At 61.8% G+C, this 26,524-nt stretch carries 19 protein-coding genes and 2 pseudogenes; 13 read left to right on the forward strand and 8 right to left on the reverse strand.

Annotation, left to right across the window (positions count from 1 at the left end):
• The first annotated feature begins 303 nt into the window (after positions 1–303).
• The 7 genes and pseudogenes from xoxF5 (at position 304) to HY852_RS06310 (ending at position 7,916) form a co-directional block, all read left to right on the forward strand.
• On the forward strand, positions 304–2,109 hold the full coding sequence (gene xoxF5 / locus HY852_RS06280) for a lanthanide-dependent methanol dehydrogenase XoxF5 (RefSeq protein ID WP_291603501.1): 1,806 nt from the start codon (positions 304–306) through the stop codon (positions 2,107–2,109).
• Between the two features lie 106 nt (positions 2,110–2,215).
• On the forward strand, positions 2,216–2,704 hold the full coding sequence (locus HY852_RS06285; protein ID WP_291603532.1) for a c-type cytochrome, methanol metabolism-related: 489 nt from the start codon (positions 2,216–2,218) through the stop codon (positions 2,702–2,704).
• A 61-nt stretch (positions 2,705–2,765) separates the two neighbouring features.
• The gene (locus HY852_RS06290; protein ID WP_291603502.1) at positions 2,766–3,875 is read left to right on the forward strand and encodes an S-(hydroxymethyl)glutathione dehydrogenase/class III alcohol dehydrogenase; all 1,110 of its coding nucleotides are present in this window, start codon (positions 2,766–2,768) and stop codon (positions 3,873–3,875) included.
• A 27-nt stretch (positions 3,876–3,902) separates the two neighbouring features.
• Positions 3,903–4,466, forward strand: coding sequence for an S-(hydroxymethyl)glutathione synthase (gfa, locus tag HY852_RS06295; protein ID WP_291603503.1), 564 nt, complete (start codon positions 3,903–3,905; stop codon positions 4,464–4,466).
• A 378-nt stretch (positions 4,467–4,844) separates the two neighbouring features.
• Positions 4,845–5,290: pseudogene (locus HY852_RS06300) on the forward strand ((2Fe-2S)-binding protein).
• 2 nt (positions 5,291–5,292) lie between these two features.
• Positions 5,293–7,607, forward strand: a pseudogene (locus HY852_RS06305) (molybdopterin cofactor-binding domain-containing protein).
• 54 nt (positions 7,608–7,661) lie between these two features.
• On the forward strand, positions 7,662–7,916 hold the full coding sequence (locus tag HY852_RS06310; protein ID WP_291603504.1) for a hypothetical protein: 255 nt from the start codon (positions 7,662–7,664) through the stop codon (positions 7,914–7,916).
• A 280-nt stretch (positions 7,917–8,196) separates the two neighbouring features.
• Here HY852_RS06310 and HY852_RS06315 read toward each other — a convergent pair whose 3' ends face one another.
• Together HY852_RS06315 and ccoG are read right to left on the reverse strand one after the other, a co-directional pair.
• The gene (locus HY852_RS06315; RefSeq protein WP_291603533.1) at positions 8,197–8,565 is read right to left on the reverse strand and encodes a group III truncated hemoglobin; all 369 of its coding nucleotides are present in this window, start codon (positions 8,563–8,565) and stop codon (positions 8,197–8,199) included.
• 164 nt (positions 8,566–8,729) lie between these two features.
• Positions 8,730–10,154 carry a cytochrome c oxidase accessory protein CcoG gene (gene ccoG, locus HY852_RS06320; protein ID WP_291603505.1) on the reverse strand — a complete coding sequence of 475 codons (1,425 nt, stop codon included), beginning with the start codon at positions 10,152–10,154 and terminating at the stop codon, positions 8,730–8,732.
• A gap of 428 nt (positions 10,155–10,582) precedes the next feature.
• On the opposite strand from ccoG, the gene HY852_RS06325 reads away from it, so the two are divergent.
• From HY852_RS06325 to HY852_RS06335, 3 genes are all read left to right on the forward strand, one after another.
• On the forward strand, positions 10,583–11,251 hold the full coding sequence (locus HY852_RS06325; RefSeq protein WP_291603534.1) for a Crp/Fnr family transcriptional regulator: 669 nt from the start codon (positions 10,583–10,585) through the stop codon (positions 11,249–11,251).
• Positions 11,252–11,364: 113 nt separating this feature from the next.
• Positions 11,365–11,568, forward strand: coding sequence for a DUF2892 domain-containing protein (locus tag HY852_RS06330; protein WP_291603506.1), 204 nt, complete (start codon positions 11,365–11,367; stop codon positions 11,566–11,568).
• A gap of 181 nt (positions 11,569–11,749) precedes the next feature.
• Positions 11,750–12,637, forward strand: coding sequence for an MBL fold metallo-hydrolase (locus tag HY852_RS06335; RefSeq protein WP_291603508.1), 888 nt, complete (start codon positions 11,750–11,752; stop codon positions 12,635–12,637).
• 64 nt (positions 12,638–12,701) lie between these two features.
• On the opposite strand, the gene HY852_RS06340 is transcribed toward HY852_RS06335, so the two are convergent.
• Together HY852_RS06340 and HY852_RS06345 are read right to left on the reverse strand one after the other, a co-directional pair.
• A complete protein-coding gene (locus tag HY852_RS06340; RefSeq protein WP_291603510.1) occupies positions 12,702–14,333 on the reverse strand; it encodes a PEP/pyruvate-binding domain-containing protein in 1,632 nt (543 codons plus the stop codon).
• A gap of 10 nt (positions 14,334–14,343) precedes the next feature.
• Positions 14,344–16,269, reverse strand: a complete 1,926-nt coding sequence (locus HY852_RS06345) for a hypothetical protein (protein ID WP_291603511.1) — start codon at positions 16,267–16,269, stop codon at positions 14,344–14,346.
• Between the two features lie 327 nt (positions 16,270–16,596).
• On the opposite strand from HY852_RS06345, the gene HY852_RS06350 reads away from it, so the two are divergent.
• On the forward strand, positions 16,597–17,097 hold the full coding sequence (locus HY852_RS06350) for a YbhB/YbcL family Raf kinase inhibitor-like protein (protein WP_291603512.1): 501 nt from the start codon (positions 16,597–16,599) through the stop codon (positions 17,095–17,097).
• Positions 17,098–17,471: 374 nt separating this feature from the next.
• A complete protein-coding gene (locus HY852_RS06355) occupies positions 17,472–19,487 on the forward strand; it encodes an EAL domain-containing protein (RefSeq protein WP_291603513.1) in 2,016 nt (671 codons plus the stop codon).
• 79 nt (positions 19,488–19,566) lie between these two features.
• Here HY852_RS06355 and HY852_RS06360 read toward each other — a convergent pair whose 3' ends face one another.
• The 3 genes from HY852_RS06360 to HY852_RS06370 all read right to left on the reverse strand — a co-directional run bounded on the left by HY852_RS06360 (position 19,567) and on the right by HY852_RS06370 (position 25,057).
• On the reverse strand, positions 19,567–20,775 hold the full coding sequence (locus HY852_RS06360; protein WP_291603514.1) for an acyl-CoA dehydrogenase family protein: 1,209 nt from the start codon (positions 20,773–20,775) through the stop codon (positions 19,567–19,569).
• A 203-nt stretch (positions 20,776–20,978) separates the two neighbouring features.
• On the reverse strand, positions 20,979–22,241 hold the full coding sequence (gene hemA, locus HY852_RS06365; RefSeq protein WP_291603515.1) for a 5-aminolevulinate synthase: 1,263 nt from the start codon (positions 22,239–22,241) through the stop codon (positions 20,979–20,981).
• A 29-nt stretch (positions 22,242–22,270) separates the two neighbouring features.
• Positions 22,271–25,057, reverse strand: coding sequence for a hypothetical protein (locus HY852_RS06370; RefSeq protein ID WP_291603516.1), 2,787 nt, complete (start codon positions 25,055–25,057; stop codon positions 22,271–22,273).
• Positions 25,058–25,084: 27 nt separating this feature from the next.
• On the opposite strand from HY852_RS06370, the gene HY852_RS06375 reads away from it, so the two are divergent.
• Complete coding sequence (locus tag HY852_RS06375) at positions 25,085–25,384, forward strand: hypothetical protein (protein WP_291603518.1); 300 nt, start codon at positions 25,085–25,087, stop codon at positions 25,382–25,384.
• A gap of 104 nt (positions 25,385–25,488) precedes the next feature.
• Here the strand turns inward: HY852_RS06375 and HY852_RS06380 are convergent.
• Positions 25,489–26,524: cytochrome c3 family protein (locus HY852_RS06380; protein ID WP_291603520.1), on the reverse strand; the 1,036-nt coding region annotated here is incomplete at its 5' end.

Consider the following 26,524-nt stretch of genomic DNA (forward strand, 5'->3'; position numbering starts at 1 on the left):
CTTCGCACAACGAGCGCGACGGAACCCGCTGAATTCGCTCGCATCGTGAAAAATTTGATCGGGCTTCGCTGTCGAGCAAAGCTGCTTCTCTCTTGGGCAAGTTTCCCTCCGCTGAACCGGCTACGCAATGGCTCAAACAAGAACAAGCGGACCGGTTCACGCGTCCCGCAGCTCACATCGGGAGGAGGAAATCGCACGGCACCGTTCTGGTCCCTCGAAGAGACCATTTGCATGGGCAATCCACCAGGCGATCGAGCACGGTGGGAGCTCGCGAACAACAAACAAGACCTAGGAGGAAACACAATGCGCAAGGTGCTTTTAGCAACCTGTCTTGGCTCTGTGGCGGCGTTTGCCGCCGGCGGCGCGTCAGCCAATGACGAGCTGATCAAGATGTCGCAGAACCCGAAGGACTGGGTGATGCCGACCGGCGACTACGCCAACACCCGCTACTCCAAGCTCAACCAGATCAACGCGTCCAATGTCGGCAAGCTCCAGGTCGCCTGGACGTTCTCGACCGGCGTTCTGCGCGGCCACGAGGGCGGACCGCTGGTCATCGGCAACATGATGTACGTCCACACGCCGTTCCCGAACAAGGTCTATGCGCTTGACCTTTCCCAGGACCACAAGATCGTCTGGAAGTACGAGCCGAAGCAGGACCCGAACGTCATCCCGGTGATGTGCTGCGACACGGTCAATCGCGGTCTTGCCTATGGCGACGGCAAGATCTTCCTGCATCAGGCCGACACCACGCTGGTCGCACTCGATGCCAAGACCGGCAAGGTCGAGTGGACCGCCACCAACGGCGATCCCAGCAAGGGCGAGACCGGAACCTCGGTACCTTACGTGATCAAGGACAAGGTCCTGGTCGGCATTTCCGGCGGCGAGTTCGGCGTGCACTGCCATGTGACAGCCTATGACCTGAAATCGGGCAAGCAGGTTTGGCGCGCTTACTCGCAAGGGCCGGACGACCAGCTCAAGTTCGACCCCGAAAAGACGATGTCGCTGGGCAAACCGGTCGGCAAGGATTCCAGTCTGAAAACCTGGCAAGGCGATCAATGGAAGACCGGCGGCGGCTGCACATGGGGCTGGATGTCCTATGACCCGCAGCTCGACCTCGTCTATTACGGCTCCGGCAATCCTTCAACCTGGAACCCGAAGCAGCGTCCGGGTGACAACAAGTGGTCGATGACCGTTTTCGCGCGCGATCCCGACGACGGGATGGCCCGCTGGGTATATCAAATGACGCCGCATGACGAATGGGACTTTGACGGCGTCAACGAGATGATCCTTTCCGATCAGTCGATCAATGGTCAGCCTCGCAAGCTCTTGACCCACTTCGACCGTAACGGCCTGGCCTACACCATGGATCGCACCAACGGCGAGTTGCTGGTCGCCGAGAAGTACGATCCCAAGGTCAACTGGACCACCGGCGTCGACATGAACAAGAGCTCGCCGACCTTCGGTCGTCCGAAGGTCGTCGATCAGTATTCGACCGACAAGCAGGGCGAAGACGTCAACGTGAAGGGCATCTGTCCTGCCGCGCTCGGCACCAAGGATCAGCAGCCGGCAGCCTACTCTCCGGATACTCAGCTGTTCTACGTTCCGACCAACCACGTCTGCATGGACTACGAGCCGTTCAGGGTGAGCTACACCGCGGGCCAGCCGTACGTGGGTGCGACGCTCTCGATGTATCCGCCTCCCGGTGAAAGCCACATGGGCAACTTCATCGCCTGGGACGGCAAGACCGGCAAGATCGTCTGGTCGAACAAGGAGCAGTTCTCGGTCTGGTCGGGTGCGCTTGCCACGGCTGGCGGCGTGGTGTTCTACGGAACGCTCGAAGGCTACCTGAAAGCGGTCGACGCCAAGTCCGGCAAGGAGCTCTACAGGTTCAAGACTCCCTCCGGCATCATCGGAAACGTCACCACCTACGAACAGGACGGCAAGCAGTACGTGGCGGTGTTGTCCGGTGTCGGTGGCTGGGCAGGCATCGGCCTCGCCGCGGGCCTGACCGATCCGACAGCAGGACTCGGCGCGGTCGGCGGCTATGCGGCGCTGAGCAACTACACGGCGCTCGGCGGCACACTCACGGTCTTCGCCCTGCCGCAGTAAAGCACAAAGAACTCGTTCCGGCGCGTGACATCGCTGCCACGCGCCGGGCCCACATCGGATGCCCGAGGACAAGAGCTTGCTCAGAATCAAATTTGCGGCTGCTGCGATCATCTTCGTAGCGGTCGGAGGAATTGCCTTCGCGACAGGTCCCGTCGACCCGACGGCGGTCAAGAACGAGGATGGCAAATATCTCGATAAGGAAGGAAACCCCACCTACAAGATCTCGGCCGATGGCATTGTGGATTGGTACACCTATTCCGGATTCCGCCGTTACCACTCGGATTGCCATGTCTGCCACGGTCCCGACGGCATGGGATCAACCTACGCGCCTGCGCTCAAGGACTCGTTGAAGACCATGAGCTACGGCGATTTTCTCAACGTCGTCGCGAGCGGTCGCAAGAACGTCAGCACCGCTTCGGAGAACGTCATGCCGGCCTTTGGGGACCATCCAAACGTCGCCTGCTACATGGATGACCTCTACATCTACCTCCGTGCCCGCGCCAACGACGCATTGGGCCGCGGACGCCCCGCCAAACGTGAGGAAAAGCCTGAAGCCTATATCGCGGCGGAGAATGCCTGCATGGGCAAACATTGAATGCACGGAGCGCGCATGACAACATGTCCTACCGTCTTCAAGAGGGAATGAGGAGTTGAAAATGAAGACTCGCGCCGCTGTCGCTTTCGAAGCAAAAAAGCCGCTTGAGATCATCGAAGTTGATCTGGAAGGCCCGAAAGCCGGCGAAGTCCTGGTCGAAATCAAGGCGACCGGTATCTGCCACACCGACGCCTACACACTCGACGGCTTCGACAGCGAAGGCATTTTCCCCTCGATTCTTGGGCATGAGGGCGCCGGTATCGTGCGCGAGATCGGCGCCGGCGTCACCTCGGTGCGACCCGGCGATCACGTCATCCCGCTTTACACTCCCGAATGCCGCCAGTGCAAAAGCTGCCTGAGCCAGAAGACCAATCTCTGCACCGCAATTCGAGCCACGCAGGGTAAGGGAGTAATGCCGGACGGGACCAGCCGCTTCAGCTACAAAGGCAAGCCGATCTACCACTACATGGGTTGCTCGACGTTCTCCAATTTCACCGTGCTGCCCGAGATCGCGGTGGCCAAGATCCGGGAAGATGCGCCCTTCGACAAGAGCTGTTACATCGGCTGCGGCGTGACGACCGGCGTCGGTGCCGTGGTGAACACCGCCAAGGTGACGCCAGGATCGAACGTGGTCGTGTTCGGGCTCGGCGGCATCGGGTTGAACGTCATCCAGGGTGCGAAGATGGTTGGAGCCGACAAGATCATCGGCGTCGACGTCAACGACTCCAAGGAGGAGTGGGGCCGCAAATTCGGCATGACCCACTTTGTCAATCCAAAGAGCGTCACTGGCGACATCGTCCAGCACCTCGTCACCCTGACAGACGGCGGCGCCGACTACACATTCGACTGCACCGGCAACACCACCGTGATGCGCCAGGCGCTCGAATGCTGCCATCGCGGCTGGGGCGTCTCCGTGATCATCGGCGTCGCAGAAGCCGGCAAGGAGATTTCCACCCGCCCGTTCCAGCTTGTGACGGGACGGGTATGGAAAGGCACCGCTTTCGGCGGCGCGCGCGGACGCACCGACGTGCCGAAGATTGTCGATTGGTACATGAACGGAAAGATCCAGATCGATCCGATGATCACCCACGTCCTCAAACTCGAAGAGATCAACAAGGGTTTCGACCTGATGCACGAGGGACAATCGATCCGTTCGGTCGTCGTGTTCTAGATCAAAGTCCAAAAGGAGGATCGACCCATGACTGTTCGTCTACACCCATCGATCGACAACGGCATCAAGCAGGGCACGGGCAATTTTGCCGGCGGCACCCTTGTCTGCAAATGCACGGACAAGCCGGTGAAGGTCGGCATCAAGGGCGACGTCGCGCACAACCACGCCTGCGGCTGTACCAAATGCTGGAAGCCGGAAGGCGCCATCTTTTCTGTCGTAGCCGTGGTCCCGCGCCAGAACGTCACCGTACTCGAGAACGGCGACAAGCTGAAGATCGTCGATCAGTCGGCGACGATCCAGCGCTACGCCTGCACGGGATGCGGCACGCACATGTACGGCCGCATCGAAAACACGGCGCACCCCTTCTACGGCCTGGATTTCATCCACCCCGAACTGTTCCAGGAAGGCGGATCGGCGGCGCCGGGCTTTGCGGCCTTCGTGTCCTCCGTGATCGAGTCCGGCGTGAAGCCGGAGCAGATGGGCGAAATTCGGTCTCGTCTCAAGGAACTCGGGCTCGAGCCGTATGACTGCCTGTCACCGGCCCTGATGGATGCGATTTCCACCCATGTCGCCAAAGCCAAGGCGGCATGACGGCAACAGCGCTCGCGCCGGTGGCGGAGATCGCCGCCGGCGGGCGAATGCCACGGGTTCCAGGGCTGTCTGCGTAAGTAATTGATGTCGTCGATGGACGGCATTGGCGTCAAGCTCCCTCCCAAACTGAGTGCTTCGTCCGCGTGAATGCAGGACGAAGCATTTCTTTTTCCTGCACCCCGCAAGGCAGGGTTCAGCGGTCAGCCTGTTTGTCTGCAGTAAACAGCGTCGGCGCTTGTCCGAGACGAGAAGCTGCGGCCCGCAAACAACAAATTACAACACACCGGGCTGTGATGTCGGCAGGTTCACCGATTCTGCTAGCATCACCGCTTCACATCGGCCGCACGAAGAACAGCTTAAGAAGAGCGAGGGACGAGCATGACCAAGATGAGAATCAACGGCCAGGAGCAGAACTGGGATGGCGATCCGGATCTTCCGCTACTCTGGTTCTTGCGCGACGAGTTGGGCCTGACTGGCACCAAGTACGGGTGCGGTCAGGCCCTGTGCGGCGTGTGCACGGTGATCGTAGACAAGCAAGCCGTACGCTCCTGCGTCACTCCGATGTCTGCGATGTCAGGCCGCGAAGTCACCACCATTGAAGGCCTTCACCCTGCCGGCGATCATCCGGTTCAAAAGGCGTGGCGCCAGCTCAACGTTCCCCAATGCGGCTTCTGCCAGACCGGACAGATCATGCCGCACTGCTGATGGACAATCCCAGGCCATCCCATGACCAGATCCGCGAGGCGATGTCAGGCAACATCTGCCGCTGTGGCTGCTACCAGCGCATCGAAAACGCGGTCCATCTCGCGTCGACGGGGGTGTAGTCATGAACTTCATCGCAAATTCCGGAAAGCTTCGCGGCTTTGAGAAAGCCATGAAGGTTGAGAACGTTTCACGTCGCAGCATCCTGAAAGGACTGGCATTGCGGGAGGCTTCGTGCTCGCCGCCCCCGTGATGCCGCGCCCGAGCTTTGCCTACGAGACCGGCGCGACCCAGATGCCGCACGGCACCGTGGTCGACCCGCGCGTGTTCGTGTCGATCGCCTCCGACGGCATGGTCACCATTCTCGCGCATCGTTCTGAAATGGGTACGGGCGTGCGAACCAGCCTGCCCCTGATCGTCGCCGAAGAGATGGAAGCGGACTGGTCGCGTGTCCGGGTCCAGCAGCCCCCTGGCGACGAAATCAAATACGGCAACCAGGATACGGACGGATCGCGCAGCACGCGGCATTACCTGATGCCGATGCGGCAGATCGGCGCCTCGGCACGCACCATGCTGGAAAAGGCCGCGGCCAAGCGCTGGGGCGTCCCGGCAAACGAGGTCAGGGCCGTCAATCATGAGGTCGTGCACAGTGCCAGTGGACGACGCGTCGGCTTTGGCGATCTCGCCGCGGATGCAGCGAAAGAGTCGGTGCCGAGCATCGAGGGGTTGAAGCTCAAGAATCCCAAGGATTTCCGCTATCTCGGCAAAGGCGAGATCAGCGTGGTCGATGTGCACGACATCACGACGGGCGCGGCGCGCTATGGGGCCGACGTTCGCCTGCCCGGGATGAGATACGCCGTCGTTGCCCGTCCGCCCGTCACCGGCGGCAAGCTGGTGTCGTTCGATCCCACTGCCGCCCTCAAGGTGTCCGGGGTTGAGAAGGTCATGCAGGTCAGGGGATGGCCATGGCCTGCCAAGTTCCAGCCGCTCGGCGGCGTTGCCGTGATCGCACGGAATACCGGGGCGGCGATCAAGGGCCGCGATGCGCTGAAGATCGTCTGGGACGACGGCCCCAACGGCAAATACGACTCGGTCGCCTACAGGGCCGCACTCGAGGAGGCCGCGCGCAAGCCGGGCCTGATCGTACGCAAGGAAGGCGACGTGGATGCCGCCTTGAAGATCGCCGACAAGGTGATTGTTGGCGAATACTATCTGCCGCACCTTGCTCACGTCAGCATGGAGCCGCCGGTCGCGGTGGCTGAGGTCAAGGGCAACAAGGCCGAGATCTGGGCGCCGGTGCAAAGCCCGGGCGGAACGCGCGAAGATGTCGCAAAGACGCTCGGCATTCCCGAAGAGAATGTCACCGTCAACGTTACGCTGCTCGGCGGCGGGTTCGGGCGCAAGTCTAAATGCGATTTCGTCCTGGAAGCCGCCCTGCTCTCGAAGGAACTGGGTACGCCGGTCACGGTGCAATGGACACGCGAAGACGACATCCATAACGGCTTCCTGCACACGGTTTCCGTCGAACGCATCGAGGCCGGCCTCGACGAGAACGGCAAGGTGATCGCATGGCGGCACCGCAGCGTGGCGCCCAGTATCGCCTCCACCTTTGAGGCGGGGGCGGTACACCAGGCCCCCTTCGAACTCGGCATGGGCCTGATCGACATGCCATTCGAGATCGCCAACGTGCAGTGCGAGAACCCTGAAGCCGCAGCGCATACGCGTATCGGCTGGTTCCGGTCGGTCTCGAACATCCCGCGCGCCTTCGCCGTGCAATCCATGGTCGGCGAACTGGCCCATGCGACGGGCCGTGACCAGAAGGAGATGCTGCTCGAGCTGATCGGCTCGCCGAGGACCGTCAATCTCTCCTCGGTAAAGGATCCCTGGAACTATGGCGAGCCCTACGCCAGCTATCCGATCGATACCGCGCGCCTTCGCAAGGTGGTCGAGTTCGTTGCGGATAAGGGCGAATGGGGACGTTCTGTGCCCAAGGGCCACGGGCTCGGCATTGCCGCGCACCGCAGCTTCGTCAGCTATGTCGCCACCATCATCGAGGTCGCGGTCGACGAGAAAGGGAAGATTACGGTGCCGCGGGTCGATACGGCCATCGATTGCGGCACCTACGTGAACCCCGAGCGCATCCAGTCGCAGATCGAGGGCGCCATGATCATGGGCCTCAGTCTCGCCAAATATGGCGAGATCACTTTCAAGGACGGCAAGGTACAGCAGAAGAATTTCGGCGACTTCCCGGTGATTCGGATCGACGAATCTCCTGCCGTGACGAACGTCTATATCGTGTCTCCCGGTCCCGATACGCCACCCAGCGGCGTCGGCGAGCCGGGCCTTCCTCCGTTCGCACCGGCGCTGATCAACGCAATATTCGCGGCGACCGGAAAGCGAATCCGGGCGCTGCCGATCGGCAAGCAATTGGAGACTTGAGGCGGAACGTAAGGCTTTGATTTCCGTTTCATCGATCTGACAGGAGCCAGATCGATGAAAATCAACCCTCGGGCGCTCGCGGTATCGCTGCTGGCGAGCGCCATTCTCGTGAGCGTGCAGGCGGCAACCGCTCAGACCAACCCGCCGCCGGCCACCGCGACTCGGCCGTCCGGTCCTGAGCAGTCCTCGGTTCCGAACGATGCTCCGCCAGCTTCAACGACGAACACCACCGGCCAGGTGACCCAGGATCCGATGGTCAAGCAGATGAACGCCAAGGAAAAGAGCAAGGTCGAGCGCACAGGCAAATAGCAAGAAAAATGCGGCGGACCTTTCCGTCCGCCGCATCCCTTCCACCGGTCCCCAGGTCGCAACCCTGCTATTTCTTCAGCGTGTCCTACGCAAGCTGACGCTGAAACTCAGCCAAAAACAAGGCGGCGAAATGCTTCGTTCGTGACACCTCGCTTTAGGCGCTCGCTTTCATCGAGAGGGTAGATCAGCCCGGCGCATTTCGAAAACGCGAAGCGTCGAGGTCGGCAAGCGCAACTCCTCTCACGCGAGTTCGCCCGCTTCGAACGAAGAAGACCATACCTTAGGATCTGAATATGTGGCGCGGCGACGCGATGCGTCCGGCCTGCGTCGCCGTGGCCATCTCGAAACTATCGGCGATGCGCCTCGCCTTGTCGATGAAGTGCGCGGCTGCCGCCGGCGGACAGACTTCTCGTGCCGTCTTCTCGAACAGATCGAGCCAGCGGTCGAAATGATCGCCGGCCACCGGCAGCGGCAGATGCGTTCGCATCGGCTGACCGTGATACCGGCCCGTGGTCAACACGACCGAGGACCAGAAATTCTTCAATCTTGCCAGATGATCGTCCCAGTCCTGCACGCGGGTGAAGATAGGCGCCAACAGCGCATCCTGTTGCACCCTTGCGTAAAACCTGGTGACGAGTTCTGCGATCATTCCCTCTGTGATTCCGGTCCGTTCGATGACGTCCTGGACCAGGAGGTTACGGCGCGCAGCCTGCTCCTCGGCGCTCACTGGTGGTTGTCGATCGGACATTTGTTTCTTCGTCTGCACTTGTTAACCTGCTGCCATTTCGACTCGGTTGAAGGGCTCCCTTCCATTCAACGAGTCACGAACCTGTCCCGAGCCGACAGTACCGTCCTGCCGGTTTCATCCTTTGCGAGAAAGCGTAGCTCGCAATCTTTCGGTCTCGCCATCGTCACGGTCACCCGCAGCGATTCCGATCCGTCCGGCTCAACGGTGACGGGAGCTCCATTATCGTTTCCGACAATGGTCATGCTGCCATCTATGCCTTCAATCGCCAATGTGTAGTGGTGCGCTACGGGCGACTTGTTCAGCAGCTTGACCGTGTAGCCGTTCCTGACCGATCCGTCGGACAGCGCGACCGCGATGGGGTCCCGGTCGTGCTGGATTGCTATAGCGCCCGTCGCCCTGGTTGCCAACAGCACGGCAAGGCCGGCCATCAATGCGAGCGAAGTAATCGCTAGCGCGACCGTCTTCGGGCGCACGAGGCGGGAGACGCGGGTTTCGCCGCGGCGGCCGCGCTCGATGTTCCTCCAGCTCTCGTAGTCGATCAATCCGCGCGGTCGCTCGAGCCTGGCCATGACGCTATCGCACGCGTCCACGCACAATCCGCAATTGATACAGGCGAAGTTCGGACCTTGCCGGATATCGATTCCGATCGGGCAGACATTGACGCACAGACCGCAATCGACGCAGTCGCCGGACGGCTCGCCTCGTGCTCGGAGCTCGGCGGCCTTCTTGGCCGACATCCGCTGCTCGCCGCGATAATCGCGATAGTTGACCGTAACGGCTTCCGGATCCCAGATCGCACCCTGCAGTCGGGGCCACGGGCACATGAAGGTACAGACCTGTTCGCGCGCAAATCCGGCAAGACCATAGGTCGTGCCGGTGAACACGGTGATCCAGGTCAAGGCGGTCGGCGATAAGTCGCCTGCGAAGAGCCCGCGAACGAGGGCAGGCGCGTCGGTAAAGTAGAAGATCAGCGTGCCGCCGGTCAGAAGGGAGATGAGCAGCCAAAGACAGTGCTTTGTCGCGACTTGAACTGCCCTGCCCCAAGTCAGGGCTGCATCCATGTTTTTCAGGCGCTCGCGGCGATCGCCCTCGACCCGGCGTTCGACCAGAAGAAACAGGTCGGTCCATACGGTTTGTGGGCAGGCAAAGCCGCACCAGACGCGACCGGCGAGCGAATTGGCAAGGATCAGGATGACGGAAGCGAGAATGAGCAGGCCCGTGACGATGTAGAGGTCCTGCGGCCAGATCTCGATCGAGAACGCGTAAAGCCGTCCGTGCACGAAGTCCAGCAGCACCGCCTGATCAGGCGCGTTCGGCCCGCGGTCCCAGCGCAGGAACGGCGTGACGTAATAGATTGAAAGGGTCAGGCTGAGGATCGCCCATTTGATCCGCCGCAGGCGGCCTGCGACGGACTGCGGGACCACGCGCGAGGCGCGAACTGCGCCTCTGCCGGCGCGTGTGCGGGCATGATCGATCTCGATTACAGTCATCGCGGCGGTTGGTTGGATATAGGGAGCGCAGGCGCGTCGCCCGCGGCTGACGTCCTAAACGATAGGCGGAGGGCTGCCGCCCCTCTTTGTCGGGGCACAAACTTCATGGCGATCCGGACGCCCTGACTTTGCCCATTCGATTCGGCGTCCACCCCTGATCACCTGCCGTGTGCCGCAGCGCGAGTTTTTCGCACTGCAGGTATGGCCGTCCGACCCATGCGCCAGAAGAAGCTCTCCTTGCAACCTTGGATAGATGAACGCAACATCTCGTTGCGCCCTATGCCGGCCAACCCGAGGCTGATTTGGTCATAGGCAGGTGGATTGACCCAGCTCCCTTGAGCGCGATCAACGACCAAACAAGCTGCGTGGTATAGTTGACCTTGTTTCGGCCCAGCCCGATCCCGCAACGCAAGAACGAGAGCCGCATGATGCCTCAGAAGGAGGACTGGACCAGTTCTTTCCCTCTCCTGCGAGAGCTGCCGCCGGCGGTGCTGACCAGATTGCGCGACTCGAGCCTGATCATCGAACTTCCGGAAGGCAGCCGGATTTTCGGCCCAGGACAGGCACCGGAGAATTTCCTGTTGCTGCTGGACGGTAGTATTCGCGTCCAGCAGACGTCTGAATCGGGCCGGGAGATCGTGCTGTACCGGGTTCAAGCTGGCGAGAGCTGCGCTCTGACCACCGCCTGCCTGATGGGTTACGAGGAATACCAGGCGGAAGGAATAGCCGAAACGAAGGTCCGCGCCGTGGCGATGCCGCGCGCCCTGTTTGATGAACTGATGGCAAACTCCCGGGAGTTTCGCCAGTTCGTGTTCGCCGCCTTCAGCCGCCGCCTGACCAACCTGTTTCGTCTCATCGAGGAGGTGGCGTTCTCGCGCATCGACGTCAGACTGGCTCAAAAACTGCTGCAACTCGCCGGCGAACGCGGACAGATTTCCGCAACGCACCAGGATTTCGCCAACGAGCTCGGCAGCGCCCGCGAGGTCATCAGCCGCCAATTGCATGAATTCGCGCGGCAGGGCTGGGTCAAAGCCTCCAGGGGAGTCGTGGAAATCACCAACAGGCCCGCGCTTTTCCGTCTGGCACAGCAGGGCTGACGCCCGCCCGCCTTCGGCTGATCGGGCCCAAGCTGTCCACTTGGTGACTTAGTTACATACGGGCTCGGCCGACGCCGCTAAGGTTCCCGCCGTAATCAATTGCGGAGGCACTTATGGTTCAGAATGTTGGCAAGATCGATCGGCTAATACGCGTTGTCGTGGGGCTGATCGTCCTGAGTCTGGTTTTTGTGGGTCCCCAATCGCTTTGGGGATTGTTGGGTCTTATTCCGCTGGGAACGGCCTTGATCGGCTGGTGCCCGCCCTATTCGTTGCTTGGCATCAACACCTGCGGCACAAACTCGGGCAAGGCGGCTTAGTTACTGAGCCGTCCCGAAGCGGCGCGGAACGGCACATCGAGCCGGAAGGCCCCGGATCGTTCCGCGGCCATTTGCTACCGGACTTGGCGACCGCCGCGGCGGTCGCCATATGGATTCGGATACGGTCACAGGGGCGGGGCAAACTCGGCGATAGCCGGGATCAAAGGAGTGGAGGAGCGCCATGTCCTATCCGGTCGACCTTTCGATCAAGCCCAAGGTCGCGGGGTTCTTCGAACCGGAGACCAACACGATCAGCTACGTCGTGAAGGATCCGCTCTCGTCGTCCTGCGCAATCGTCGATCCGGTCATGGACATCGATTATGCCGCCGGCCGCATTGCCTACAAATCGGCGGACATCCTCATCGACTACATCAGGGTGAACGAGCTCAAGCTCGAATGGCTGATCGAGACCCACGCTCACGCCGATCACCTCTCAGCTTCTCCCTATATCCAGGAAAAGCTCGGTGGAAAGATCGGCATCGGCGAGCACATCCTGACGGTGCAGGAAACGTTCGGGAAAGTGTTCAACGAAGGCACCGAGTTTCGCCGTGACGGCAGTCAGTTCGACCGCCTTTTCAAGGACGGCGAGACCTATGCCATCGGCACGATGAACGGTTTCGTGATGCACACGCCGGGGCATACGCCCGCGTGTACCACCCACGTGATCGGTGACGCGGCGTTCGTCGGCGATACCCTCTTCATGCCGGACGGCGGCAGCGCGCGCGCCGATTTCCCCGGCGGCAACGCCAGAATTCTATTCCGCTCCATCCGCAAGATTCTCGAAACGTTGCCGCCGGAGACGCGGCTGTTCATGTGCCACGACTACGCACCCAACGGCCGGGAAATTCGGTGGGAAACAACGGTCGCAGAAGAACGAGCGCACAACATTCACGCCCATGACGGCGTCACCGAGGACGAGTTCACGGCCCTTCGCGAGGCGCGCGACAAGACACTTTCGATGCCGCGCCTGATCATCCCCTCGCTCCAGGTCAACATCCGGGCAGGCCACCTGCCCCGACCGGATGCAAGCGGGAAGACGTTTCTGAAGGTCCCGATCAACACGCTTTAGAATCCCGAGGCCGCCGTAGCCGGGATCCACCTTGCACAGGCCGGCAGCGGCTCGCGCCGGAAGTTCATGCAGCTCCGATGGAGCTCGCCTTCGGCGCGGCCGCATCGTCCTCTTGTTTCTTAGCCAGCGATCGCCATCTCGCAATTTCGGCAAGCTCGGCCTCGGGACGCCTGCCCACCGTCTCGCCGCGCCCGAGGTAGAGCTTGCCCGTATCGCCCTCGATAGTGATCCAGTCCCCTTCCGAGATCGTGGCCTTGGAGAGCTCTGCCCGTCCCACGGCAACATCGATCTTCAGGTCTTTGCAGCCTACCACAGAGGGCTTGCCCATTTGGCGCGCGACCAGCGCCGCATGAGCGGTGCGCGCCCCCACCGCCGTCACGATACCAGCGGCGGCGGCGAAGCCTGTCACGTCGGCGGTGCTGGTGTCCGGGCGCACCAGAATAACCGGCTCACCCGACGCCGCCAGGCGTTGCGCGCTGTCGGAGTCAAACGCCGCTCGCCCTACCGCGATGCCGCCGGAGGCGCCGATGCCCGAGCCGACCGGTTCACCGGCCGACACGAGCGAGACTTCAGTCAGCGAGGCGAGATCGATATCGGCGATGCGCTCCAGCGCCTGTTGCGGCGAAATCAGGCCTTCGTGCACAAGATCGATCGCGATCCGGACTGCGGCACGCGGCGTGCGCTTTGCCGCGCGGGTCTGAAGAACCCAGAGCTTGCCGTCCTCGACTGTGAATTCGACGTCCTGGACGTCGCCGAACTCCCTTTCCAGCCGCTTCAACACTTGGGTGATTTCAACATCGATCCGCGGCAGCGCGCGCGCAATAACTTCTTCGGAATCCGGCGTTCGGCGTCCCGAAACGACGTCTTCGCCTTGTGCATCGAGCACAAGATCGATCATCGGCCGGGATGCCCCGGTGGAGGGATCCCGCGAGAAAGCGACGCCGGCACCTGACGCGAGCCCGCCATTGCCGAACACCATGGCCTGAACCGTCACCGCAGTCCCTTCCAGGCCATCAAGCTTTTGCAGGCACCGATAGGCCTGCGCGCGCTCGCTCATCCAGGACTGGTAGACCGCCCTTGCGGCACGGTCCAACTGCACGGTGGCATCCTCTAGCCAGCCATCATCACGATCTTCGATCAGCGCCTGCTCGTCGACGGCCAGCCGCTCGATCGCCTCGCCGTCGAGTTCACGATCGCTCGCAACACCCTCGCTGGCGATCAGTTCTGAACAGCGCGCCTCAAACGGCGCAAGATCGAAACCGATCACAGTTTGCCCGAAGCTCTCCAGGAAGCGGCGGCGGCAATCCCATGCGAGGCGCGGCCGTCCCGTGGCCCGGATCAATCCTTGTACGGCATCCGTGGTGCAGCCCACGTTCAGTACGGTGTCCAGCATGCCCGGCATCGATCGAGCCGCCCCGGATCGCACCGAGACCAATAGCGGCCGGCGGCGATCACCGAACCGCTTGCCGGTCGCGCTTTCCAGAAACGCCATTCCCTCGCTGAGCCCCTCACGCAGGTCATGCTGGGCATGCGCCTTTTCCTCGATGATATCGGCGCACAGCCGGATCGGCAGGACAAACGCAGGCGGCACCGACAGGCCGAAGGCTGCCATTCGCGCAAGATTTGCCGCCTTGGCGCCGATCTCGCCCGCACCGTGCAACTCGGTCGACTGGCCGCCGATACGCACGATACGCATTTTCTCCCCCTCAGGCTGCCAGATCGATCATGATGTGCCGACGCAGCAAATGGCCGAAACCGGCGAAGCGGTCGGTGGCGCGTTCGATGGCGCGGGCGAACTCGAGCACGGAGAGCGCCGCCCCAACCTCGAATCCGCCCCCGAACACCATCGCGGTGATCGCGCGCTCCAGGGAATCCGCAGCGTGCTCAGTGTCGAGCAGCCGCGTCACGGCAGCTAACGCATCCTCGGAATCGGCACGACGTCCATCCGGCACGTCGGTTGCCGCAGCAAGCCCGGCCGCGGCGATCTCGGTCGTTGTCATGGCGACCCTGCACAATTCTCCAAGCGCAGACGGCAGAGCCGGGTCGATCCGTCCAGGCATGAGCGAGGCGACGAACGCGGCCTGCTCCAATTCGTCGATCGCTTCCTCGACACGATCGATCATTAGCGCGACGATTGGCTGCGCATTGAGGCGGGCAACCTCCTTCCGCGCGTCGATAGCGATGCGATCCGCTTTCTGCTCGATGTGCCCGGCGCGTGTCGCCAGAAGCTTGCCGTCCGCCTGCTGACCAGCCTCCAATGCCGCGACGTGACGGACGATCGCGGTTACCAGATCGTGCGCCAAAGCGACCTGGCGCAAGACAATCGCCAGCAGTTCACTGTCGACGCGTTCCAGGTGCCGGATCAGATCCGCCTCGATCTGGTCGCGAACCAATCTGACCGACTGCCCGGCGCGAAGCGCCTGGGTGGAAACACGCAGCGCGGTCTTGAGGAAGTCGAAGGCCGCCTTGCGTCCGAGCGCCTGGACCAGCCGTTCGCCAAAGCCGATGCGGGACGGCGCGGCGTTGCGCACCGCCGACCCCAGCAGTTCGTTTCCGCCGAGTTCCAGGAAAGCGCGATGCCCGATCCGACTGCGTGCCGCCCATTCAAGGACACGCGTGGCATCGTCCTTCGCCACCCAATTGCGAAGCAGCTTGCGCGCCTTGTTCCAGTCGATCAGAAACACCAGAGCCGCGCCCACCGCAGCCAGAAAGTCATTGCGCTGGGCGTCAGTCGTGCCCTGGTACTGCCCTGTCACGAGATAGAAGGCATTGTCCTCGCCCAAACCGGACGCGATGTGGCGATCGAGGCCGCTCCATCTGGCCTCGAACCTGTCGAGCAGTGAGACAAAGAATTTTGCGCGGGCCCGGTGCACGTCGGTATGGGTGATCGTCACCTCATTGCCCTTGACTGCGATCACGACGACATGTGCGTCGGTCGTCCCGACGTCGTTCTGGATCAGCAGGCGGCCGCCCGACCGCGTGGCCATGGTATCAAGACCAGGATGATTGAATTTCAGCGCGCGCGTCTCGTTCAATCCCCTCATGAAGCTTTCGACCGGCGCGTGGTCTTCAGCCTCAAGACCAAATACATGGGCTCCGGCCAGGATCTCCTCCGCGCAGGACCCCGCAAGACCGTTGAGCGCCTTGTGCAGGTCCATCACGAGCCGATGCAGGCTGTCCCCGTCCTGTGTGACGCCGGTCAGCTTGACGATGCGCGCAAGCTCGATTTCGTTGGTAGGCTCGAGCAACCCTGCGGCCCGGATCGCCTCCAGCCGCGCATTCGCGCTTGCGCCTTCCGCAACATTCCCGGCGCTGACCGCGGGGATCATGTCCGCAGCGTCATCCGCCATTTCCTTGATCAGCTTGCCGAGACTCGGCGCCGCCATCCGGCTCTCGCCCTCCAGATGTGCACCGCCGATCAATGCCGCGATGGCGGCAGGGGCGATACCGGCGGCGCGGCTTTCGGCGGCCAAGTCATGAACGGGTCGATCAGGCTCCCTCGCATGCTGCGCGGCGGCCTGGAGCGCACTCATGCGGACCTTGATGCGGTCGTTGGCCGCAAGCCCTTCCGCGACAAGCGAGGGCAGCAGAATTTCGACTTCACCGAGCTCTTTGATGATCTGGGTCTTCACGGCTCCACCGGAAAATCAGAAACGATGCAGCCTTTATGGCCCAGCCGAAATGGGACTCTTTGCGTTAGATCATTCATGAATGCGTCACAAAGCCGACACGCCGCGGCCAGGGGACGCATAACGCGGCGGTGCCAGACCCGAAATCGCGCCTTCGATCAGCCTGTGCCGGCCGAAAACCGGCGCCGGCGGCTCCTTGTCTCGATGACACCGCGGCCCGAACCGGTACCTAGATATTCGACCGATCCGAGACAGGCCGAGCCTGTTGCAAAAAGAAAGAACGAAGATATCGTTCCAGCCACCTGAAAATCGCGCATGGGAGGAAAAGTCATGTCCTTCAAATTGACCAGCCAAAGCTTCCGCGACGGCGACTACCTGCCCGAGGCTCACATCCTTTCGAAAGATTTCGGGTTCGGTTGCGCCGGCGGCAACCGGTCACCACATCTGGCCTGGTCGGATGCGCCAAGCGGGACCAAGAGCTTCGCGGTGACCTGCTATGATCCGGACGCCCCGACAGGCAGCGGATTCTGGCATTGGCTGGTGGTGAATATTCCCGCTTCGGTCACGGAACTGGCGCTGGATGCCGGCAATCCGCGTTCGCCAAAGCTGCCGGACGGAGCCATGCAGACGCGCACGGATTTTGGAGCGGCCGGTTACGGCGGGCCGTGTCCGCCTCCGAACGATCATCCTCACCGCTACATTTTCACGGTATTTGCCGTTTCTCAGGAGAAACTTCCGGTCACGCCTGACACCTCGGCTGCGGTTGTCGGCTTCAACCTCAACTTCAACACACTCGCCAAGGCGACGCTGATGGGGTTGTTCAAGCGCTGAGGCTGCTTCAACAAGCCGAAGTTCAAGAGACCCTGTAGCCGACGCCGCACAAAAGGCCTTCGTTCTATGAATGCTGGAACTGTCGGGCGACTGCGCACTCAGCACTGGTTGCGCGATGAAGGCAGAAAGCCTGCAATTGCGATCGCGTGACACTGTTGTCTTGAAAGCTTTCCCTCGGTGCGCAACGCGTAGTTCGCCGGCAGGGCTCTTCCTGCCGATTATCCTTAACGCGACCTCACTGAATGCACATCGCCCAAACGCCCGCGGTAGCTAGAAACCGTGGCACGGCATACCGCGGCCGCTGCATCTAACGCGAACTTTACCCCTCACATGCAGGCTGAGGCAGAGTTGATGGAATCCGGGCTGGTTTTCCGATGCGCATCTTTGACTTACGATCTCACCTGGTTGCTGCGACGCTGCTGTTCCGCGTGCCTGCCGATAACCCTGATCTGACGCGCGCCCAGTTCGAGGCCTTCTCGAAGCAGATTCCGCTGCTCTACTTCATTCTGATCACCAACAGCCTTGCGGTGGCCTACACCTATGTGCCGCTGGCGCCCGCCTGGCTAACGATAGCGGTACCAGCCGGATTATCGGCACTCTGCGCATTCAGGATGTTCTGGTGGTTGCGCCAGCGTAATCTCGTACTCAGCGACAAAGAGATCCTGCACAATCTGCGCGTCACCAACTTGCTCGCTGTCATTCTCGGCGTGCTCTTCACCGCCTGGTCGTTCCAGCTCTATCCCTATGGCGATCCTTTCGCCAAGGGACAGGTCGCGTTCTATATGGCGGTTACCGTCATCGGCTGCATCTTCTGTCTGATGCACCTGCGATCGGCGGCTCTGATTGTGACTTTGGTCGTCGACATTCCCTATGTTGTCTACTTCTTCGCGACCGGCGAGCCCACCTTGAGGGCGATTGCAGTGAACAACCTGCTGGTGTCGGGCGCAATGGTGACGGTGCTGTTCATCTACTACCGTGACTTTGCCGACCTTGTCGCCAGCCGCAAGTCCCTGATCGCGGAACAGGCCGCGACGCAGGCGTTGTCAGACGAGAACTTCCGCCTCGCCAATCTGGATTCTCTGACCGAACTGCCTAACCGCCGCTGCTTCTTCGCCGAACTCACCACCGCCTTCGCCGAAGCCGAGAAAGACGGTACCCAGATTGCGGTGGGCATCATCGATCTCGACGGCTTCAAGCCCGTCAATGATACCTATGGCCATACGGTCGGGGACCGGGTGCTGATCGAGGCTGGCCGACGCATCCGCGAAACCTGCGAGGGCTTCGTGCCTCGCCGCGTCCACGTTGCCAGGCTTGGCGGCGACGAGTTCGGGCTGATCGTGTGCGGCGATCCCAGCGATGAAGACCTCACCGCCATCGGTGAGGTGATTTGCAATCAGGTCAAGCTGCCCTATCAGCTCGACAATGCCCACACCGGCCTCTCCTGCTCGATCGGCTTCGCCCTTTATCCCCGCTCGGCCACAAGCGCAGAGGCGCTTTACGAGTGTGCCGACTATGCGCTCTATCACGCCAAGCGGCGAATGCGCGGCCGCACCGTCATCTTCTCGGCCGAACTCGATGCGGAGATCCGCAGCCGGGGCATCATCGAGCACCTGCTGCGCGCCGCCGACTTCGATACGGAGATGGAGCTGGTCTACCAGCCGATCATTGACGCGATCCGCGAGCATACCACCGGGTTCGAGGTCCTGGCGCGGTGGAACAGCCCGAGGCTGGGGCTGGTCTCGCCCAACGACTTCATTCCTGCCGCCGAGCGCATCGGGCTTATCCGCTCATTGACGCGGGCACTGCTGGTCAAGGCGCTCGCCGCCGCCAGGAACTGGCCTGACCACCTCCGCATCTCGTTCAATCTGTCGGCCCACGACATCTGTTCGCCCGAGGGCATTCTTCCGTTGATCGCCACGATCGAGGCTAGCGGAGTGGCGCCGCACCGCATCGACTTTGAAATCACCGAGACGGCGGTGACATTCGATTTCGCAAGGGCCGAGCAGTCGATCTCGATGCTAAAGGCCATGGGCTGCGGCATATCTCTCGACGATTTCGGCACCGGCTATTCCTCACTGAGCCATATCCATCGCCTGCCTCTCGACAAGATCAAGGTGGACCGCAGCTTTGTCGCCGATATCAACGACAACGCCGTAAGTCACAATATCATCAAATCGCTGACCGGCTTATGTGCCGATATGGAGATCACCTGCGTCGCCGAGGGAGTCGAGACGAAAGCGCAGCTCGACAGCCTCAAGCGCCTGGGCTGCGGCTTGATCCAGGGCTATTACTTCGCGAAGCCGATGCGCGCAGACGCAGTATCCGGTTATCTTGCTCGCGAGCGTCGGTCTGGCGGCGGGGGCGCACTGGAGGCTGCAGCGCGCGCCTGACTGTTTCGCGTCTGCGCGCGATCACGTCCGCTAATGTGATCCAGTGCAGGGCCAAATGCGCACTCGGCGAAGATTTCGGTCAGTTCCTGTATTTCTTTAGCTCCAGGCGGGCGATCTGGTTGCGGTGGACCTCGTCGGGGCCATCTGCCAGCCGTAGCAGGCGCGCCGTGGCGTAGGCGGCGGTCAGCCCGAAGTCATTGCTCGTGCCACCGCCGCCGTGCGCCTGGATCGCCCAATCAACGATTTGGCAGGCCATGTTCGGCACCGCCACCTTGATCATCGCAATTTCGGCCTTTGCCACCTTGTTGCCGACGGTATCCATCGCGTGGGCGGCATTGAGCGTGAGTAGCCGCGCCTGCTCGATCATGATGCGCGCCTGCGCGATGCGCTCCTGCGTCACCGTCTGCTCCGAAACCGGCTTGCCGAAGGCGACCCGGCTGGCCGTGCGTCGACACATCTTCTCAAGAGTGCGCTCCGCAAGGCCGATCAGGCGCATGCAGTGATGGATCCGGCCCGGGCCCAGACGACCCTGCGCGATCTCGAAACCGCGGCCTTCTCCGAGCAGCATATTGCTCGCCGGCACGCGCACGTTCTTGAAGATGACCTCGGACGCGCGATCGGGCACTCCGTAGAAGCCGAACACCGGGATCGGCCGCAACACCTCCACGCCCGGCGTATCCATGGGCACAAGGATCATCGATTGCTGCCGATACCGATCTGGATTGTTCGGGTCGGTCTTGCCCATGAAGATGCAGATCCTGCACCGGGGATCGGTCGCGTTGGTCGTGTACCATTTCCTGCCGTTGACGACGTAGTGGTCACCATCCCCCACGATCGAACTCTCGATGTTGGTTGCATCGCTGGAGGCCACGGCGGGCTCCGTCATCGCAAAGCATGACCGGATTTCTCCTTCGAGCAGCGGCTTGAGCCAGCGCTCCTGCTGCTCCTTGGTGCCGTATCGCGCCAGTACTTCCATGTTTCCGGTATCCGGCGCGGAGCAGTTGAAGAGCTCAGGCGCAAGATGGGAGCGGCCCATGATCTCGCAGAGCGGCGCGTATTCCAGGTTAGTCAGGCCAGCACCATGCTCGCTGTCGGGCAGGAACAGGTTCCAGAGGCCTTCGGCTCGGGCTTTCGGCTTCAGCTCTTCGACGACAGGGTAGACCTTCCAGGGGCCGAGCTCCTCGGCTTCCTTGTAGAAGCGCTCTTCGTTCGGATAGACGTGACGGTCCATGAATGACTCCAGCCGGCGCCGGAGCGCCTTCACCGTGTCTGACTCCGGATAGAGCATTGTCCGTCCTCCCGCTTCTATACTGCCGCTATATCAATGAATTGGCCTCCGGTGAATTTCTTGCGTTAATCAGCTTCGCGAGGTACGTGCCATTCTGCCTCGCGCCAGGGCCCGGGGCCAATCGAGTGCCGTTTCCAGCTGTGCCGTCGGGCGCTCTACAAGCCGCTTGCGTATCGCGCTCGCATTTTGCTTCAGGCGCTCCCCTATCCGAACCTGCCCTGGACTTCGCGACGAGGAAGCTCGAGGCGATCCCAGACCGCGTCCAGGGCTTCGGCCAGGCTATCGATCAGCGCGTCATCATGATAGGGCGACGGCGTGATCCGCAGCCGTTCGTTTCCGCGCGGCACCGTTGGATAGTTGATCGGCTGGATGTAGATGCCGTGATGCGACAACAGAAGGTCGGAGGCCAGCTTGCACTTCTCGGGATCGCCGACATGCACCGGGACGATATGCGTATCGCTCGCCATCACCGGAAGGCGCGCGGCGCCGAGGACCGACTTCAACCGTGCAGCCCGATCCTGATGACGCTCGCGTTCCGTGTTCGAGGCCTTCAGGTGGCGGATCGCGGCGGTCGCCGCCGCGCAGATCGGCGGGGGCAAGGCCGTCGTGAAGATGAAGCCTGGCGCGTAGGAGCGCACCGCATCGATCACGTTGGCGTTCGCCGCAATGTAGCCGCCGAGACAACCGAAAGCCTTGGCCAGCGTGCCCTCAATAATGTCGATGCGGGCCATCGCGCCGTCGCGATCCGCGATGCCACCGCCGTGCGGCCCATACATGCCGACCGCATGAACTTCGTCGACATAGGTCATCGCGCCGTACCCTTCGGCGAGGTCGCAGATCCGGTGCAGCGGGGCAACGTCGCCGTCCATTGAATAGAGGCTTTCGCACAGGATCAGCTTCGGACGATCCGGATCGGCCGCGCGCAGCAATTGTTCGAGATGCCCGGTATCGTTGTGACGCCAGATCTGCCGTTCCGCGCCTGAATGGCGTATGCCCTCGATCATGGAGTTGTGGTTCAGTGCGTCGGACAGCAGAAGGCAGTTAGGCAGCAATCTCGCGACCGTGGCGATACCGGTCTGGTTCGAAACATAGCCGGAGGTGAACACCAGCGCCCCCTCCTTGCCATGCAGGGAGGCAAGCTCGCGCTCCAGCTCGACAAGCGGATGATTGGTGCCTGCGATGTTGCGCGTGCCGCCGGCTCCAATGCCCATTCGCCAGGCGGCCGCGACCATCGCGCTCACCACTTCCGGGTGTTGGGCCATGCCGAGATAGTCGTTTGAGCACCAGATCACGACTTCGCGCGGACCGTTCGGAGAATGCCAGATGGCGCGTGGAAACCGCCCCGCAATACGTTCCAGATCGGCGAAGACGCGATAGCGGCGCTCGTCGCGGAGCTGGGCCAGCGCCGTGTCGAAGAAGACGTTGTAGTCCTTGTAGCCTCCAATCGACCTGGCAACGAAATTCATCGCTTCACAAGCTCCCATTCATTCTCGTTCTAGTTGAACTTATAGGCTCCCTGAACGAATACGCCATACCGGTCGGTCGTGTACCGAAGGAGCTGACTGAATGTATCGGTGGCATCTGTATTGAAATGCCACCAGCGACCGCCAATACCGATGTTGAAGCTGTCGTTCAGCTCATACTTGAGAACCGTTTCCGCCTGGAAACCGTACCCCCAGCCCGAGGCCGGATCCCGGCCGAAGGTGAAATAGTGGGTGTCGATCGCGTTCTGAGCCGTCCACGCGTAGGCCATTTCGGCCTGCCAGGTCAGGCGATCCAACAGACGTGCCTCGACCGAAACGCCGGCCCGCCCGGTTTCCCACCGATCCTGCTCGGTGATGACCTTCAGATCCGAAGCAAGCGCGGGCGCGCAAATGAACGGATGGCCGCCAACTTGCGTGCAGCCGCGCGCATCGACGGTTTCCAGCCAGTGGTGATATCCCACGAAGGCGCCAAAACGGAATCGGTCGATCTGGAAGAAGTTGTAGCCGAGATCGATGCTGGCATATTGCAGCCGCCCACTCACGGCGCTGCTGGTCATCGAGTACGGGTCTACGAAGGGCTGAAAATCTTCGTCGTAAAGCTTGCCCCGGGCGATCTTTCCTCCACCGACATATCCCTTCACGAATACATTGGCGAGCGGGCCCTCGAGGGCGTCGATACGGAAGAAGAGTTCGCCGGAATGGCCGGTCAGTCCACCGTAATTGAGGCGCGACACCGCCATCGAGTCGGTCGTATCTGCGTAATAGTTGTACCGGTTTTTCGCCGAGCTGAACCAGTATCTCAATCCCGTCTCGATCGCGTAACCCGCGAAGACGGGCGAAGACGAGCCGCCGCTCTGGCCCGTGGCCGGCATTGCCGGCTTCGCCCACGCGCAGCTGATCGCCGTACCGTGACACTGGCTGACGCCGTCGGCGCCGAAATCCTTCCGGACGCCGAGGGTGGCGAAGATCTCCTTCGTGGTCGACTTCACGTTGTTAAGGGTGCTGTCGACATATTTGGTGCCGATCTCGGCCTCCAAGCTGACGCCTTTCCACCAGACATAGTTGACCATGAATGAGGGAAGCACGGTCATTTCCTGGAGGTCCGTTCCCACACCCGTGCGATAGCCGAGCCTCAACCGTGGACTTACACTGAGATCCGCCGTTATCGGATAGCGGGTGTTGAGGTCGAGCACATAGATCCTGGAGTCGGAGAGGTTCGCATAGCGAACCGCGCCCATGAACAGGTCGCCGGGCTTGAAGATTCCTGTCCCCGTCAGCTGCGTCGACAAATAGTATTCGAGCCCGCTCGCCGGCGTTCCATCCACTCCGCCCGAAGGCAAGGTCCCGGACAGATTGGTCACGGTCGCATCGGCACCGATCTGGTAGGTCTCGTTCAGCGGCCGGGAATAGCTCACCATCGCGGACTCGAAAGTCGGCGTGCGGTCGATCGCAAACTGCCTGACTTCCGCCGCCGTGTTGAACTTCATCATGTCGTAGAGGGTGAGGAACGGCTGTCCCTGCAGGGCGTTCCAGGTCGAAAGATAAGGCACCTTTCGGTAGTCCAGCGCGGTGTTGATAACCGACTTGTCCTCCAGAGTGTAAGTACCTGAGAAGATTGCGGCGTTGAGCTGCTGGAAGTGGACGTCGTAATCGATCGTTCCCAATGCCGACTTGTTCTTGTCGAAATAGCGAAATTCGGCGCCGATCGCCTGGCGATCGACGATGTCGCGGTCGAATTGCCCGATCGCGAACAGACTGGTCTCAAGCACCCCGAACCACTTGCCGAAATCGACGCTGGCGCCGTAGAGCGTCTTGCCAGCGGCAAAGGGCGCATCGAAACGGCTCCAATTCGGCGATCCCGCGAGTACGTTCAGGCGCAGGTCGGGGCTTTGCTGCCAGCTCAGGACGGCGCCGTCGAAGCGGCCGATGACGCCACCCGTGTTGCGCGACTGGCGGCCAATCCGGGCGGTCAGATCGTATTCCTTCAGCGTATAGTCCACCATTGCGGTCGAGACGCCGTACTTGTCGGTCCCCCTGTCGAGCTGGTGCTCCTGGGTGAAGGCGAGCTTGAACTTGGCCTTGATACGATCGTTGTCGGCCGTACCAAACATGTCGTAGTTGGCCAGCAGCGCATTCTGGTGCGAGCGGTGGGCGTCCGGATCGGCGTTCGGGTTCGGCGCCGTCGACAAGTCCTTCACGGTGTTCGCGCTGTCATCCGTGATGTAGAATCCCGAAACGCTGCCGGACATCGACCAACGTGTTTCGCGGTTTGCACCGGGCTTCTTCACCTGCCCGGCCAGATCGACTCCGCCGCGCAATTTCTCGGGTGCGGCGCCTTCAGCGGTGAGAATTCCCGCAACACGCTGCCGGACACGGTCTGCCCCATCTCCGGTCGGGTAGCGCCGCAAATAGTCCTCGAATTCGGTCCTCGCTGCCGCGCGCTGCCCCGCCTTCAACCGGGCCACGCCGAGCAGTTCCTGTGCTTCCGCGCTGGACTTGTTTTCCGGATATCTCAGGACCTTCTTCAGAATTTCGATGGCCTCCGCGAAGTTGTTCTTCTTGATGGCCGCCCGCGCCTCATCCATCGAAGCGTCGACGACCTTCACATCGCTCTCCAACAAGCTGCCCGTCCGGGCCGGTTTGGCGCGCACGGAAGTGCCGCTGTCCGGTCCGAGGTCCTGAGGCTTGCGATCCTTCCCAGCGCCAGCGCCCTTGCCAAGATCGCCGATCTTGCATCCGGCAGCCGATCCGTTCTTCGAAATCACGACGGCAACCTGCTCGAAGCTGCCGGACTGCATGACTTGATATGCGGTAGGTCGGGCGAATTGAATCTGCAGCACCAGGCCGATGGACTGATCCAGGGCAAGAGAAACCGATACGATTCCGGCGGCTCCGCCATTATCGACCCTGACCCCCTCGCGCGGGAACAACGCGGTATCAACGACCGCGTCGCGATCGATGAGCTGGAGGGAGATACGCAATTGAGTGCCGCGATCCGGCGGGAAATGACCGGTATAGCGAATCCGCCAGTTGAAATTGACGCGAAGCACGCTGCAATTGCCGCTCGAGGTCACAGCCGCGCTGGAGACGAACTGGTCGATTACCGGCTGGCCACGCGTACCTGAAACCGGGAGGACAATGCCCACCGAAAGCAAACTGAGCAGGACCGCCGCTCGACCATAGATCGACCTGCGCCGGCGCCGACAAGATCGCTTGGAAGCGAAGGCGATCACCAGGCGCCTCCATTCACACGATGCTGTTTCTGACGCCGCGTCAGAATCGTGGTCATCGACCGGTCCGCATACAGGTGACAGGCGCCGGTACAGTCCTTCAGCTCGGCAACCGTGTAGTAGATCGGCACCGGCTTGGACGACTTGACGTGCTGCTGCGGCTTGAAGTCGCCGGCATGGCAGGCGGCGCAATCAGGCTTGTAGGTCGCGAACTTCCAAGGGACCACCTGCGAATTGCTGACGTGACAGCCGCTGCAGGCGATCGTGGCGGAGTGGTTCGGATAGCTGGCCGAGGCGTGCCGGTAGGTCACCAACGTCCAGCCGTTCGCGCGATGGCAGGTTTCGCAGGGCTGCGTCGCGACAAAGTGCTTTGGTCCCTTGCCCGCGGCGTTCGTGCCGTTGTGGCAATTGACGCACGGGACCGTCAGGTTGGTGTGATCCATCCGCGCGGTGCTGAATGACACCGTGCTCTTGTGGCAGCTATCGCATGCCGCCGTCGTCATCACATGCTTCGCCGGCTTGCCGAGCGCCGTCGCGCCGTTGTGGCATGTCGCGCAGGACGCCGTCGCAGTTCTATGATCGAACCGCGCCCCGGCGAAGGTCGTGGTGCTCTTGTGACAGGTCTCGCAGGACGCGGTGGTCGCAACGTGCTTTGGCGACTTGCCGACGGCCGTGCTCCCGTTGTGACAGGTCGCACAGGCCGCCGTTGCAGCCTTATGGTCGAACCGCGCGCCGGCGAAGGTCGTGGTGCTCTTGTGACAGGTCTCGCAGGACGCACTGGTCGCAACGTGCTTTGGCGGTTTTCCGAGCGCCGCTGCGCCGTTGTGACAGGTCGCACAGGCCGCCGTGGCAGCCCTATGATCGAACCGCGCCCCGGCGAAGGTCGTGGTGCTCTTGTGACAGGTCTCGCAGGACGCACTGGTCGCAACGTGCTTCGGCGGCTTGCCGAGCGCCGTTGCGCCATTGTGACAGGTCGCGCAGGCCGCCGTGGCAGCCTTATGATCGAACCGCGCCCCGGCGAAGGTCGTGGTGCTC

Origin of the sequence: Bradyrhizobium sp. (genome assembly GCF_016213215.1) — a bacterium.
GTDB lineage: Bacteria > Pseudomonadota > Alphaproteobacteria > Rhizobiales > Xanthobacteraceae > Bradyrhizobium.

Coding starts and splice junctions, on each gene's coding strand:
- xoxF5 (WP_291603501.1), top strand. CDS start 304: ATGCGCAAGGTGCTTTTAGCAACCTGTCTTGGCTCTGTGGCGGCGTTT.
- HY852_RS06290 (WP_291603502.1), top strand. CDS start 2,766: ATGAAGACTCGCGCCGCTGTCGCTTTCGAAGCAAAAAAGCCGCTTGAG.
- gfa (WP_291603503.1), top strand. CDS start 3,903: ATGACTGTTCGTCTACACCCATCGATCGACAACGGCATCAAGCAGGGC.
- HY852_RS06310 (WP_291603504.1), top strand. CDS start 7,662: ATGAAAATCAACCCTCGGGCGCTCGCGGTATCGCTGCTGGCGAGCGCC.
- HY852_RS06315 (WP_291603533.1), bottom strand. CDS start 8,565: ATGATCGCAGAACTCGTCACCAGGTTTTACGCAAGGGTGCAACAGGAT.
- ccoG (WP_291603505.1), bottom strand. CDS start 10,154: ATGACTGTAATCGAGATCGATCATGCCCGCACACGCGCCGGCAGAGGC.
- HY852_RS06325 (WP_291603534.1), top strand. CDS start 10,583: ATGCCTCAGAAGGAGGACTGGACCAGTTCTTTCCCTCTCCTGCGAGAG.
- HY852_RS06330 (WP_291603506.1), top strand. CDS start 11,365: ATGGTTCAGAATGTTGGCAAGATCGATCGGCTAATACGCGTTGTCGTG.
- HY852_RS06335 (WP_291603508.1), top strand. CDS start 11,750: ATGTCCTATCCGGTCGACCTTTCGATCAAGCCCAAGGTCGCGGGGTTC.
- HY852_RS06340 (WP_291603510.1), bottom strand. CDS start 14,333: ATGCGTATCGTGCGTATCGGCGGCCAGTCGACCGAGTTGCACGGTGCG.
- HY852_RS06350 (WP_291603512.1), top strand. CDS start 16,597: ATGTCCTTCAAATTGACCAGCCAAAGCTTCCGCGACGGCGACTACCTG.
- HY852_RS06355 (WP_291603513.1), top strand. CDS start 17,472: ATGCGCATCTTTGACTTACGATCTCACCTGGTTGCTGCGACGCTGCTG.
- HY852_RS06360 (WP_291603514.1), bottom strand. CDS start 20,775: ATGCTCTATCCGGAGTCAGACACGGTGAAGGCGCTCCGGCGCCGGCTG.
- hemA (WP_291603515.1), bottom strand. CDS start 22,241: ATGAATTTCGTTGCCAGGTCGATTGGAGGCTACAAGGACTACAACGTC.
- HY852_RS06370 (WP_291603516.1), bottom strand. CDS start 25,057: ATGCAGTCCGGCAGCTTCGAGCAGGTTGCCGTCGTGATTTCGAAGAAC.